The organism is Paenarthrobacter nitroguajacolicus (assembly GCF_051027655.1).
GTDB classification, from domain to species: domain Bacteria; phylum Actinomycetota; class Actinomycetes; order Actinomycetales; family Micrococcaceae; genus Arthrobacter; species Arthrobacter nitroguajacolicus.
In genome coordinates this window covers 3415737-3428113 of record NZ_CP073234.1, presented here as the reverse complement: position 1 = coordinate 3428113, position 12377 = coordinate 3415737, and the positions used below count along the sequence as shown (strand labels likewise).

Below are 12377 nucleotides of genomic sequence, written 5' to 3'. Positions count from 1 at the left end.
GATGGGCCTCTGTGCCCTACACTTGAAATATCCCCCACTCCGGAAATCCCTTTATCCTGCCCAATTCTTGAGGCAGGACTGGTAAGTGTTGGGGCCCGCAAATGTGTGCGGGCATTTTCATAGGGAGAGCCGGCTAAAGAAAACGCTGTACAGACTGCTGGGATAGCAGCCAAGAGATGCAGCGGGAAGTCCTGCCATGGGATTGCGATAGCGCCGGACTTCTTGCGAAAGCAGGGCACCTTTTCCTGTTTCTCGCGACGAGTAATGCGGCCAGCCCAACCGGGCCGCGCCGACTGCCCTATGGATGAGGAATTTCCCCCTATGACCGAAAATCTCAACGAAAACTTCGACGCCAACACTGCTGAGTCCGCTGATGTAGCAGAGACCTCCGCACCCGCCGAAGCTGAAGCACCGGCTGCTGCCGCTGCCCCCGTCGAGACCGCTGCAGCCGAGACTGCAGCCCCCACCTTCACTGAAGCTCCTGCCCCCAAGGCAGAAGAAGAGGAAGAAGAAGGCGTCCGCTTCGTCGATCTTGGCATCGACGGTCGCGTTCTGGCCGCCCTGCAGGACGTCGGCTACGAGAAGCCGTCTCCCATCCAGGCAGCCACCATCCCGCTGCTCCTCGAAGGCCGCGACGTAGTTGGCCTCGCCCAGACCGGTACCGGCAAGACCGCAGCTTTCGCTGTTCCTGCCCTGTCCCGCCTGGCCGAACTTCATGACCTCAACGGCCCGTCCCGCAAGACCCAGGCCTTGGTCCTGGCTCCGACGCGTGAACTGGCTCTCCAGGTTGCCGAGGCTTTCACCTCCTACGCCAAGCACATTGATGATTTCACCGTGCTCCCGGTTTACGGTGGCTCGGCTTACGGTCCCCAGCTCGCAGGCCTTCGCCGAGGCGCACAGGTTGTTGTAGGTACCCCCGGCCGCGTGATCGACCACATCGCCAAGGGTTCCCTGGACCTTTCGGAACTCCAGTACCTGGTACTGGACGAAGCTGACGAAATGCTGCGCATGGGCTTTGCCGATGACGTAGAGCAGATCTTCCAGCAGACTCCGGAAACCCGCCAGGTTGCGCTGTTCTCTGCCACCATGCCGGGCCAGATCCGCCGCATGTCCAAGCAGTACCTGAACAACCCGGCCGAGATCTCGGTGAAGTCCAAGACCACCACCGGCGCCAACACCAAGCAGCGCTACCTTCAGGTCATGGGCCCGCACAAGCTGGACGCCCTGACCCGCATCCTCGAGGTTGAAGAATTCGACGGCGTTATCGCCTTCGTGCGCACCAAGATGGCTACCGAGGACCTGGCTGACAAGCTCAAGGCCCGCGGTTTCCAGGCTGCCGCCATCAACGGCGACATCCCGCAGCAGCAGCGCGAACGCACTGTGGACGCGCTGAAGGAAGGCCGCATCGACATCCTGGTTGCTACCGACGTCGCGGCCCGTGGCCTTGACGTTGAGCGCATCAGCCACGTGATCAACTACGACATCCCCCACGACACCGAGTCCTACGTGCACCGCATTGGCCGTACGGGCCGTGCAGGCCGTTCCGGCGATGCCATCCTGTTCATGACGCCGCGTGAAAAGTACCTTCTGCGTTCCATCGAAAAGGCCACGCGTCAGCCGGTGGAGCAGATGCACCTGCCTACCGCCGAGACCGTCAACACTCTTCGCCTGGGCAAGTTCGCCGAGCGCATCACCGAGACCCTCGAGTCCGAGGATGTTGCAGCGTTCCGCGACCTCATCTCCTCCTACGAAGAAGAGCACAACGTTCCGGCGTCGGAAATCGCTGCAGCCCTGGCCGTCATGGCCCAGGGTGGACAGCCGCTGCTGGTCAAGGAACTGCCTGCCGCTCCTGAGTACCAGAAGCGCGAGCGCTCCAAGGACGGCTTCGGCTCACGTGGCCCGACCCGTGCACTGACCGAGGGCAACGCCACCTACCGGATCTCCGTGGGACGCCGCCAGCGCGTCATGCCGGGTTCGATCGTTGGCGCCATTGCCAACGAAGGCGGCATCTCCTCTGCACAGATCGGCGGCATCGACATCCGCTCGGACCACTCCCTGGTGGAGCTCCCGGCAGACTTGAGCGCCGATCAGTTGCGCGCACTGTCCCGCACCCGTATCGGCGGCGAGCTGATCAACCTTGAGCTGGATAACGGCCGCAAGCCCAGTGGCGACCGCGGCAGTTACTCCGGTGGTGGCCGTGGTGGCTATGGCGACCGCGAGAACCGTGGCGGCGGAAACTTCAAGGGCGCCGGTGGCTTCAAGAAGGACTTCCGCAAGTCCGACGGCGAGCGTACCTCCGCTGACCGTGGCGGCCGCTCCTACAGCGACCGTTCCGAGCGCACCGCAGGCAGCTACGGCGACCGCGATCGCGGCCAGGCCAGCGGTTCACGCTTCGGCGGTCACGGTGACGGCGCCCGCAAGCCCCGCACCGGTGGAGAAGGCGCAAACCGCGACTTCAACCGCAAGGGCAAGTGGTAAACACTCTCTTGGTGATCCTCACTGAGTAGTTCCCGTGAGGGGGTCGGCTTTCGAGCCGGCCCCCTCACGCGTTTAACGCTCATTCCGGTTCTTGTTCGCTGTGCACGCCCTTGTGCGGCTCGGATTTCGAACAGGACCGGGTTCCATGGGGCCGGGCTCGGCCGTACGATCGAGGCACGGCTGAACGCAAGCAGAAATCAGGAGGGTGCTCCATGGGATTGCTGGACAACGTGAAGAAGAACCTGGGCTTCGGCCGCAAGGACGCTGGTGAAAGCGACGCAGCTCGGGTAGGCCAGGGTGCGGCGAACCCGGTGCCAGTAGACCAGAGTGCGGCGAGCCAGGCAGCAGAGGATGCTGCCGCCGTCGAGGTTTCCGCTGCGGACAAGGCCGCTGCGGAGGCTGCCGCCGCGCAGGCAGCCCGGCAACAGGAGGCTGCGGACGCCGCAGCAGCGCAGGAGGCCGAGCAGGAGGGCTTGGAGCCCGAGGCCCCGGAAGTCCAGCTGCAGGCGCAGGAGGCCGCCTCAGAGGCCGCCGCAGGGACCGGTCTGCCGGGTCCGGTGGCGCCGCGGGTCACGGAGGTCGTGGTGGAGCAGGGGGACACCATGGACGGAATCGCTGCGCAGTACGGCGTGGACCTTGGAGCCCTCATCGCCACCAACGCAGATACGGTGCCCAATCCGGACAGGATCTACCCTGGGCAGGTGCTCCGGCTGCCCTGATTCGATCCGCCAAAAACGCCGACGGCGGTTGCCGGCGTCGCGAAAAATGGATCAGGAAATCTGCGTCTTCGCAAATTGTGTCGGCGCCGCTTTTCCGCGTTTTTTCGCCGATTTGTAGCTTCCGAAAACGTCCGGTAGAGTATTTACTCGTTGCCCCCCTAGCTCAGTGGTAGAGCGCGTTCTTGGTAAGAACGAGGTCACCGGATCGATTCCGGTGGGGGGCTCTGGATGAGGGCCTGTGTCAAGGCGGTTTTGACCGGCTTGACACAGGTTTTTCTCATTCGTGGCGGTGTAGCTCAGTTGGTTAGAGCGCACGACTCATAATCGTGAGGTCGGGAGATCGAGCCTCCCCACCGCTACAGAGCAAGACCCCGCAGCATTCGCCTGCGGGGTCTTTTTTCGTTCTGTGGGACAGAATGGGTCCATGAGCCGAATCGCAATCATTGGCGGCCACGGGAAAGTGGCCCTGCATCTGTCCCGCATTCTGAGTGGCGAAGGTCACGACGTCACGTCTTTCATCCGAAATCCAGATCATGTGGCAGATGTCACGGAGACTGGCGCAACTGCTGAGGTGCTGGACGTGGAAAATTCGACGACGGCGGAACTCGCCCAGGCGTTCGAGGGCCACGACGCCGTGGTCTGGTCGGCCGGGGCCGGCGGAGGCAATCCGGCCAGGACCTACGCCGTTGATCGTGACGCAGCCATCCGCTCCATGGACGCGGCGGCCGAAGCCGGCGTCAAGCGGTATGTGATGGTGTCCTACATCGGGGCCTCCAAGGATCATGGCGTCCCGGAAGACCACCCGTTCTTTGCCTATGCCGAGGCCAAAGCGGCGGCAGACGACTACCTGCGCAGCACTGACCTCGACTGGACTGTCCTGGGCCCGGGAACTTTGACGGACGAACCTGCCACCGGTCTGATCGAAACGGATCCAGCCAACCCCGGCAATGGCACGGAGACTTCCAGGGCCAATGTTGCCTTGGTGGCAGCGGCCGTCCTGGAACTCCCGGGGACCATCCGCCGGACCATCGCGTTCAAGGATGGCACCGACGATGTTGTAGACGCCCTCACGGAGGACTGACTCAGCGCTGCCTGTTCCGCCGGGATATGTTGGTAGGGAACTTTTTCGGCCTGGCCTGGGGAAGTGCCGTACAACCTCTGGGGAAGCAGGAAAATGGATCAGTTGGCGCTCATTGTCGGGTTGCTGCTTGCAACGGTGGTGGCAGTGGGCCTGGGGGATAGGCTCCGGCTTCCCTACCCTGTCCTGATGCTGCTTCTGGCTGTTGCCCTCACCTTCATTCCGGGTTTTCCCGAGTTTGAGATCTCGCCTGAACTGATCCTGCCCATCTTCCTTCCGCCCTTGCTTTTCGCAACAGCGCAGAAGAGTTCATGGGCTGTTTTCCGTGTCCGCTGGCGGACACTGCTGCTGATGGCTGTGGCCCTGGTGGTGGTGTCCACGGCAGTGGTGGCTGGCGCTGCGTGGCTCATGATTCCGGGCATTGGTATCCCGGCTGCCATTGCCTTGGGTGCGATGGTGGCCCCGCCGGACCCCGTTGCCGTGGAGTCCGTAGCTGGCCGCGTGCACATGCCGCGCCGGCTCATTACCGTCCTTCAGAGCGAAGGGCTCTTCAACGACGCCGCGGCAATCGTGATCTTCCAGGCAGCGGTGGCAGCAACAATGTCGGGCAAGGACGTGGGCCCGGAAGTCGTTCCACAGTTTGTCATCGGCGCTGCGCTGGCCGTTGTGATTGGCATCGCGATGGGCTGGCTGACCAAGTTCATCACCACGCTGGTCACCTCCATGGTTGCCCGTAGTGCAGTGACCTTGGTGGTTCCTTTTGCCGCCTACATCCTCGCGGAAGAGCTCCACGCCTCAGGTGTGGTGGCCGTCGTCGTTACCGCCTTGGAACTGCAGCGTCATACGCGGCCGCAGGACGCCGCTGAACGCATTACGCGCACCGCCTTCTGGGACGTGGTGGAGCTGCTGGCCACAGGGCTGGCCTTTGGGCTGGTGGGGCTGGAGATCCGTCACGTCATCCGGGATGAAGGCACCGCCATATTCGGGATGATCGGTATGGCCGTGGTGATCTGCATCCTGGTGTTCGGGGTGCGCTTCCTCTGGCTTGGCCTCCTCGCCCTCACCGCACGTAAACGCAGAAACCTGTTGCAACCAACGTCGCCCAAGGAAGTGCTGATCCTGACCTGGTGCGGCATGCGCGGCCTGGCCACCTTGGCCCTTGCTTTGGCCCTCCCCATGACCTTGCCGGATGGCAGCGACTTCCCGGCCCGTCACGAGATCCTGGTGATTGCCTGCGCGGTGCTCCTGGCCACTTTGGTTCTCCCCGGCCTGACTCTGCCGTGGCTCATGCGCGTCCTGGATGCGACGGAGGACGGATCACATGAGCAGGACGCAGCAAAGGTCCTTGCCAAGCGGGCCCAGTCGGCGGCGGTGGCTGCTTTGAAAGACCATGACCTCATGAAGGAACTTCCCGCCGAGAAGGTGACACTGGTCAAGGAAAAGATGCGCCGCCTCCATGCCGAGCTGTTGGATGGCACGCTGCAGAACGAATCCGTTGCTGAGAAGCGCAAGCGTGGACGGGAACTGTCCATCGCAGTGCAGACCATCGCCCTCGATGCCGCCCGCCAGGAAGTGGTGGCAGCCCGCAACGAGCCAGGCACCGACCCGGAAGTGGCTGACAGGGTCCTCCGGCAACTTGACCTGCGGACGATGTCAATGCCGGACTAGGTCGAGCCGGATCAGCCCGCGGCAACCTGCTTTGACAGGGAAGCCGGGTAGAGATCCAGTGCATTCTCTTCTACGTAGTCCAAGGCGTGGCGGATCGCGCCGAGGGACACAATGCCATCTCCCAAAGCTGATGTTGCCAGGCGTGGGGGAGTGAAGGTGAAGTCGGGCACCTGCTTTTCCATGGCTGGGATCAGGGCCTGGGCAGAGGCTGCGACGGCTCCTGCTATAACCACCAGCTCGGGATTGACCAACGTACTGATGGAGCCAATCACCCGGGCCATGCGGTGCGCCATACGGTCCATGACCTTGCGCGCTGCGTGGTCGCCTTCTTTTGCCGCCCTGAAAACCATCTCTGCCGTCAGGGCTTCGGGATCACCACCGCACAGTGCCCGCAGGTTGGTTTCCGCGCCGGAATCGAGGGCTTCCCGGCCCCATAGGGTTGCGTAGTGGGCAATGCCGTAGGTGTCGCCCACACCATCCACGTTGTCCAGGTATCCCAGCTCGCCAAAACCACCAACCTGCCCGTGGAGCAATCGGCCGGATTCGAGGATTCCGGACCCCAAACGGTCGCCGGCGAGCATGACTACCAGGTTGTCGACTCCCTGTGCGCTGCCCTGCCAGCGTTCCGCGAGGGCTGCGAGGTTGGCGTCGTTTTCCAAAAGTACGTGCCAACCGTGGCGCTCGGATACGATCTTGCGGACATCGAACGATTTCCAGAATTCCTGTGCCCTAAGGACCTCGCCCGCACGGCTGACCGGCGCGGCCACGCCAACAGACACGGCTAGAACAGAGTCGGCAAATACGCCCGCCTTCTCCAAGGCCTCTGCCGCTATGCTGTCCAGCACGTCTGCGCGTTCATTGGCCGGAACGTTGTAGGCACGGAAAGGCATCGTGACCTGGGACAAGGGCGTACCGGCCATGTCGGCCACAATCGCTGTGATCTTGTTGGCACCTATGTCAATGCCGATCACGCTGGCCGCACTGTCATCAAATGCGAAGCGCCGCGCAGGCCTGCCCTTGACGTAGTCACCGGCTCCTCGCTGGTTCTCCAATTCCTGAAGCCAGCCGAGCCGGACCAGTTCGTCGCAGATCGAAATGACGGTGGCCCGTGAGAGCCCCGTGGCGGCCATTAGCTCGGTGCCGGTGACGATGCCGACGCCGCGCATGGCTTTGAGCATGGCGCTGGCGTTGACCCTGCGTACCAGTTGCGTTGACGGTGCGGTCCCGGCCTGCATTCGGAGCTCCCACTTTTCAGCCGCCCTATCGGAGTGATAGAGCGGTCTCTCTAAATTTAGTACATAAATTTAGATGACGACGCATTTCGGCAAACTCTTGACCCTGTGGCGGGCATCACTCACCATGGTTAGCGATAGGGCATAAATTTAGCTCCTATCTAAACTTCGGGTGGCGATGCGCATGGTCCGCCGCACGATGGAGATGCGGCCACTGAGGTCCGCAAGACGAAAGGGCTACGGTGTCTGTGAAATCGACACGCAGGAAACGCTTTGCAGCAATGGGCCTGGGCTTGGCACTGCTCGCCGGCCTACTCTCCGGCTGCACCGGGAACTCAGGTAATAGCGGGGGCCCGGGGGATTCGGACAAGGAGACAATCCGCTTCACGTTCAGCAAACGGGAAGCCATCGGCTTCATGACCAAACTTGTTGCCGACTACAACGCGTCCCAGGACGAAACCGAGGTGGTACTCGATACTTCCGGCGTCGACGTCGTGTCTGCGAGTTTCGTTCGCGGCAATCCGCCGGACATCGCCCTTGCCAACTACAACATGGAGACGTCCCGGTTCGTCCAGCGCGGAGCGTTGAGCGACTTGTCAGGGACGGAGGCGGCATCCCGCATCCGCGAGGACCTCCGGCCGCTCATGGAACAGTACGGTTCGTATCCCGGACGGACCAGTGCCCTGCCGTATTCGGTCATGGCGTCCTCCGTGATTTACAACAAGGAAATCTTCGCTGCCAACAACCTTGCCGTGCCCACCACCTGGAGCGAATTGATCGCGGCGTGCGAAACGCTGAAAGCTGCTGGAGTAACGCCGTTTTATGCCACCTGGAAGGATGACTGGACTATCGCCCAGGGGTGGTTTGACTACTCGGTAGGAGGGCAGGTGGACACCCTTGACTTCTTCAAGAAGCTTGAAGCTGAAGGGGTAGACGTTGGGCCGGAGTCTTCGGTGTCATTCCAGAAGGACTTTGACCAACCCGTCCAGAAAATGTTGACACTGGCAAAGAGCTACGTGAACAAGGATGCTGCGAGCCGGGCGTACGGCGACGGCAACTTGGCGTTCTCACAGGGCAAGGCTGCTATGTATCTGCAAGGCCCGTGGGCCTTCAGCGAGATCGCCAAGACCGCCCCCGACCTGAAGCTCGGAACCTTTCCGCTGCCGATGACTGAGGACCCCAAGGAATTGCGCGTCCGCGTCAATGTGGACCTCGCGGCCTGGATTCCGGAGGCATCCAAGCACAAGGACGCTGCCCGAGGCTTCCTCGAGTATTTGTACCGGCCCGAGGTGATTGATGCCTACAACAAATCGCAGCTGGGTTTCACGCCCACCAAGGAGACCGCAAACGTCCCGGACCCCCGGATTGAGGGAATGGTGGAGTACTACGACAACGGCAAGGTCTATCAGGGTCCTTCGGTGCTCGTTCCCCGCACCATCCCCATCATGAACTACACGCAGGCAATCGTGTTCGGCGCACCCCCTGCATCCACCCTCCGCACCCTCGACGCAGATTGGGCGCGCCTGGCGTTCCGCCAGTAGTGCAGACCATAGGGAGTCAGCTACATGTCCACCATCACCACCCCAACCACGTCCAAGCAAGGTCTTCAAAAGAACGGTCACCCGGCCTCACGCAGCAGGCGGCGCGTTGAACCGATCTTCTACCTTTTCCTGGTCCCCAGCCTCATCCTGTTCACGCTGGCCATCACGATTCCCGGCATCATGGGCATCTTCTTCAGTTTCACGAACTCCATTGGAATCGGTGACTGGGAGTTCATCGGCCTCACCAACTACATCGCGATCTTCAGCGACCCGGCGATCCTGCAGAGTTACCTCTTCACTTTCGGGTTCTCCATCGTCACCGTGATCGCGGTCAACGTGGTCGCTTTCCTCCTTGCCGTCGGGCTCACGTCGCGCATCCGGATGAAGTCGGCGCTCCGGACCATCTTTGTCATCCCCATGGTGGTTTCCGGCATCATCATCGCCTATGTCTTCAACTTCCTGTTTTCGAACTCCCTGCCGTCGCTTGGAGCTGCGACAGGGATTCCTTGGCTGGAAAGCAGTCTGCTCGCCAACCCGGACCTGGCATGGATTGCGATCGTGATGGTTACGGCGTGGCAGGCCGTTCCCGGCGCACTGCTCATCTATATTGCGGGCCTTGTGGCCGTTCCTGGAGATGTCTATGAGGCCGCCGACATCGACGGCGCGAGCAAATTCCAGCAGCTTCTGAAGATCACGCTTCCGCTGGTGGCCGGTTACGTGGTCATCAACATCATTCTCGGGTTCAAGGGCTTCCTCAATGCCTACGACATCATCGTCGGGCTGACGAACGGAGGCCCGGGAACCTCCACCAGGAGCATCGCGATGACTGTCATTTCCGGCTTCAACGGCGGCGATTACGCCTATCAGATGGCCAACGCAACGATCTTCTTCGTGGTCGCCATCCTCATCTCTCTCGTACAGCTCTCGCTGACTCGCGGACGGAATGCACTGTAATGACCAACCAACTGATGACCAAAAAATCCAGCTCCAAAGTTGAACGCGTCAACTGGCCGGCAACCACCGTCCTCGTTCTTTGTGCAGTGACTGTGCTTCTTCCCCTGTACGTCACGGTCTCCATGGCTTTCAAGACCCAGGGGCAGGCGGTGGATGGCAACGCCTTCTCCTTCCCCGCACCCTTTAGCCTCGAGGGCTTCGTCCAGGCCTGGACCCTGACGAACTTCCCGGTGGGAGCCGCGATGTCGCTGCTGGTGACAGCGGGGACCGTCTTTGCCACGATTATCCTGGCCGCCTTCGCCTCCTATGCGATCGTGCGCAACTGGGAACGGCGGCTTTTCAGGTACTCGTTCTTCTATCTTCTGGGCGCAATGTTCATTCCCTTCCCTGTGGTTGCGCTGCCGCAGATCCAGCTCACGGGCCGGCTCGGCCTGGACAACCCGTTCGGCGTGATCCTGCTGGCCACCATGTTCCAACTGAGCTTCAGCGTCCTGCTCTTCACCGCGTTCCTCCGTTCGATCCCGATGGAACTGGAGGAGAGCGCCAGGATAGATGGCGCAACCACGTGGCAGACCTTCTGGAAACTGATTTTCCCGTTGCTGGCGCCAATGAGTGCCACCGTGGGGATCTTCGCGTTCCTCTATGCATGGAACGACTTCATGATGCCGTCGCTGATTATTTCCGATCCGGCAATGCAGACGCTGCCCGTGCGGCAGAACCTTTTCCAAACGCAGTTCAGCAACAACTATCACGTGTCCTTCGCGTCCTACCTGATGGCGATGGCACCGGCCATTGTTGCCTACCTCTTTACGCAACGCTGGGTCATGGCCGGCGTGACACAAGGTGCCGTAAAGGGCTAGCCGTTGTTGACCTTCCCGGACCGGGCATTCCATACTGGTCCGGAAGATAAATTTAGATTCTAAATCAAAGGAGTTTCGTGAGCACTTCCGCCACTCAGGCACACCGTACCGACGTCCACCGCATGTCTGATCCGAACTGGTGGCGCCAAGCGGCCGTCTACCAGATCTACCCGCGAAGCTTCTACGATGCCAACGGTGACGGCCTCGGAGACATCAAGGGCATCACGGCCAAAGTTCCTTACCTGAAGGAGCTGGGGATCGACGCCGTCTGGCTGAGCCCGTTCTACCCGTCGGCGCTCGCGGACGGAGGCTACGACGTGGACGACTACCGCAACGTGGACCCGAAGTTGGGAACCCTTGAGGACTTCGACGAAATGGCAGCAGCCCTGCACGCCGCAGGCATCAAGATCGTGGTGGACATCGTTCCCAACCACTCCTCCGACCGCCACGAGTGGTTCAAGGAAGCGCTCGCATCACCCAAGGGTTCTGCGGCTCGCGACCGCTACATCTTCCGCGACGGCCGGGGCGAAAACGGCGAGTTGCCGCCGTCGGACTGGGACTCCGTCTTCGGCGGACCTATCTGGGACCGCATCACCGAACCCGACGGCACGCCGGGACAGTGGTACCTGCACATCTTTGCCAAGGAGCAGCCGGACTTCAACTGGGAGAACCCGGAGATCCGGGAGGACTTCCTCAAGACACTGCGCTTCTGGTCCGACCGTGGGGTGGACGGCTTCCGCATCGACGTGGCCCACGGCATGGCCAAGGATCTTTCCGAGCCGCTGCCCATGAAGGCCGATTTGGAAGCCAAAGCCCACGGCACCGATGGTTTCACTGATGGTTCGCACCCTTTCTGGGACCGCGACGAAGTCCACGAGGTCTACGCCGAGTGGCGGAAGCTCTTCAACGAGTACAACCCGCCCCGCACCGCCGTTGCCGAGGCTTGGGTGCACGAGTCACGCCGTGCCCGCTACGCCAGCCCCGAAGGACTGGGCCAGGCGTTCAACTTCGACCTCCTGCAGTCCGATTTCGACGCCGGGTCGTTCAAGAAGATCATCACTGACAACCTGGTAGCGGCCAAGGAATCGGGAGCATCCTCCACGTGGGTCTTCTCCAACCACGACGTCGTCCGCCACGCCACCCGTTACGGCCTGCCCAAGGGCGGTTCCGTAGCGCAGGGAACCAATGCGGCGCAGGACATCACCGGCGGCAAGCCCAAGGGCCAGGACGGCAAGGGGTGGCTGCTGGCCGGCGCGCCGGCGGAAGAGCTCGACGTCGAACTTGGCTTGCGTCGTGCACGCGCCGCGACGCTCTTGCTGCTTGCGCTCCCTGGTTCTGCCTACCTCTACCAGGGTGAAGAGCTCGGGCTGCGTGAAGTGTCGGAAATTCCTGACTCTGAACGCCAGGACCCGTCCTTCTTCCGGAACCCCGGCGTCGAGATTGGCCGTGACGGTTGCCGTGTGCCGCTGCCGTGGACCGCAGAAGGTGCTTCCTTCGGTTTCGGTGCGGGCAAAGCACACCTCCCGCAGCCGGAGTGGTTCAAGGACTACGCAGTCTCCAGGCAGGAGGGTGTGGAAGGTTCCACCCTTGAGCTCTACCGCAAGGCACTGGGCTTGCGCAGCGAACTCCAAACCGACGAGGAACTCGAGTGGGTGGAAACCGGCAACCAGGACGTGCTGCACTTCAGCCGCCCCGGAGGCTGGCACACGGTGACCAACTTCGGCAGCGAGCCTGTGGAGCTTCCGGAAGGTGACATCGTGGTGACAAGCGGTCCGTTGGAGGACGGTAAACTGCCGTCCGACACCACTGCCTGGGTTGTCCGCAAAGCCTAAGGGCCGCGGTGATAC

9 protein-coding genes and 2 tRNA genes are annotated in these 12377 nt (G+C 61.9%); 10 read left to right on the top strand and 1 reads right to left on the bottom strand.

From position 1 onward, the window contains the following. Window positions 1-321: 321 nt before the first annotated feature. The 6 genes from KCX59_RS16280 to KCX59_RS16255 all read left to right on the top strand — a co-directional run bounded on the left by KCX59_RS16280 (window position 322) and on the right by KCX59_RS16255 (window position 5943). Window positions 322-2478, top strand: coding sequence for a DEAD/DEAH box helicase (locus tag KCX59_RS16280; RefSeq protein ID WP_091469101.1), 2157 nt, complete (start codon window positions 322-324; stop codon window positions 2476-2478). 212 nt (window positions 2479-2690) lie between these two features. Further along, window positions 2691-3197 (top strand): LysM peptidoglycan-binding domain-containing protein, encoded by a 507-nt coding sequence (locus tag KCX59_RS16275; protein ID WP_179019654.1) that lies wholly within the window; start codon window positions 2691-2693, stop codon window positions 3195-3197. 152 nt (window positions 3198-3349) lie between these two features. Then, window positions 3350-3421 (top strand) — tRNA-Thr (locus KCX59_RS16270). 61 nt (window positions 3422-3482) lie between these two features. Beyond that, a tRNA-Met gene (locus KCX59_RS16265) sits at window positions 3483-3556 on the top strand. Window positions 3557-3621: 65 nt separating this feature from the next. After that, the gene (locus KCX59_RS16260; protein ID WP_179019656.1) at window positions 3622-4278 is read left to right on the top strand and encodes an NAD(P)-binding oxidoreductase; all 657 of its coding nucleotides are present in this window, start codon (window positions 3622-3624) and stop codon (window positions 4276-4278) included. 93 nt (window positions 4279-4371) lie between these two features. Further along, window positions 4372-5943 carry a Na+/H+ antiporter gene (locus KCX59_RS16255; RefSeq protein WP_179019658.1) on the top strand — a complete coding sequence of 524 codons (1572 nt, stop codon included), beginning with the start codon at window positions 4372-4374 and terminating at the stop codon, window positions 5941-5943. A gap of 11 nt (window positions 5944-5954) precedes the next feature. Here KCX59_RS16255 and KCX59_RS16250 read toward each other — a convergent pair whose 3' ends face one another. Further along, window positions 5955-7178 (bottom strand): ROK family protein, encoded by a 1224-nt coding sequence (locus KCX59_RS16250; RefSeq protein WP_179019660.1) that lies wholly within the window; start codon window positions 7176-7178, stop codon window positions 5955-5957. Between the two features lie 239 nt (window positions 7179-7417). Here KCX59_RS16250 and KCX59_RS16245 point away from each other — a divergent pair, with 239 nt between their 5' ends. From KCX59_RS16245 to KCX59_RS16230, 4 genes are all read left to right on the top strand, one after another. Then, the gene (locus KCX59_RS16245) at window positions 7418-8716 is read left to right on the top strand and encodes an ABC transporter substrate-binding protein (RefSeq protein WP_179019680.1); all 1299 of its coding nucleotides are present in this window, start codon (window positions 7418-7420) and stop codon (window positions 8714-8716) included. A 24-nt stretch (window positions 8717-8740) separates the two neighbouring features. Next, window positions 8741-9670: a carbohydrate ABC transporter permease gene (locus KCX59_RS16240; protein ID WP_179019682.1), complete on the top strand. Its 930-nt coding sequence runs from the start codon at window positions 8741-8743 to the stop codon at window positions 9668-9670. Then, window positions 9670-10530 (top strand): carbohydrate ABC transporter permease, encoded by an 861-nt coding sequence (locus KCX59_RS16235; RefSeq protein ID WP_091469086.1) that lies wholly within the window; start codon window positions 9670-9672, stop codon window positions 10528-10530. The genes KCX59_RS16240 and KCX59_RS16235 overlap by 1 nt, the downstream gene beginning before the upstream one ends. 77 nt (window positions 10531-10607) lie before the next feature. Then, complete coding sequence (locus tag KCX59_RS16230) at window positions 10608-12362, top strand: glycoside hydrolase family 13 protein (RefSeq protein WP_179019684.1); 1755 nt, start codon at window positions 10608-10610, stop codon at window positions 12360-12362. Window positions 12363-12377: the final 15 nt, after the last annotated feature.

Bases quoted from the DNA above. Each gene is read 5' to 3' on its own strand.
- KCX59_RS16280 (WP_091469101.1), top strand. From the start codon at position 322: ATGACCGAAAATCTCAACGAAAACTTCGACGCCAACACTGCTGAGTCC.
- KCX59_RS16275 (WP_179019654.1), top strand. From the start codon at position 2,691: ATGGGATTGCTGGACAACGTGAAGAAGAACCTGGGCTTCGGCCGCAAG.
- KCX59_RS16260 (WP_179019656.1), top strand. From the start codon at position 3,622: ATGAGCCGAATCGCAATCATTGGCGGCCACGGGAAAGTGGCCCTGCAT.
- KCX59_RS16255 (WP_179019658.1), top strand. From the start codon at position 4,372: ATGGATCAGTTGGCGCTCATTGTCGGGTTGCTGCTTGCAACGGTGGTG.
- KCX59_RS16250 (WP_179019660.1), bottom strand. From the start codon at position 7,178: ATGCAGGCCGGGACCGCACCGTCAACGCAACTGGTACGCAGGGTCAAC.
- KCX59_RS16240 (WP_179019682.1), top strand. From the start codon at position 8,741: ATGTCCACCATCACCACCCCAACCACGTCCAAGCAAGGTCTTCAAAAG.
- KCX59_RS16235 (WP_091469086.1), top strand. From the start codon at position 9,670: ATGACCAACCAACTGATGACCAAAAAATCCAGCTCCAAAGTTGAACGC.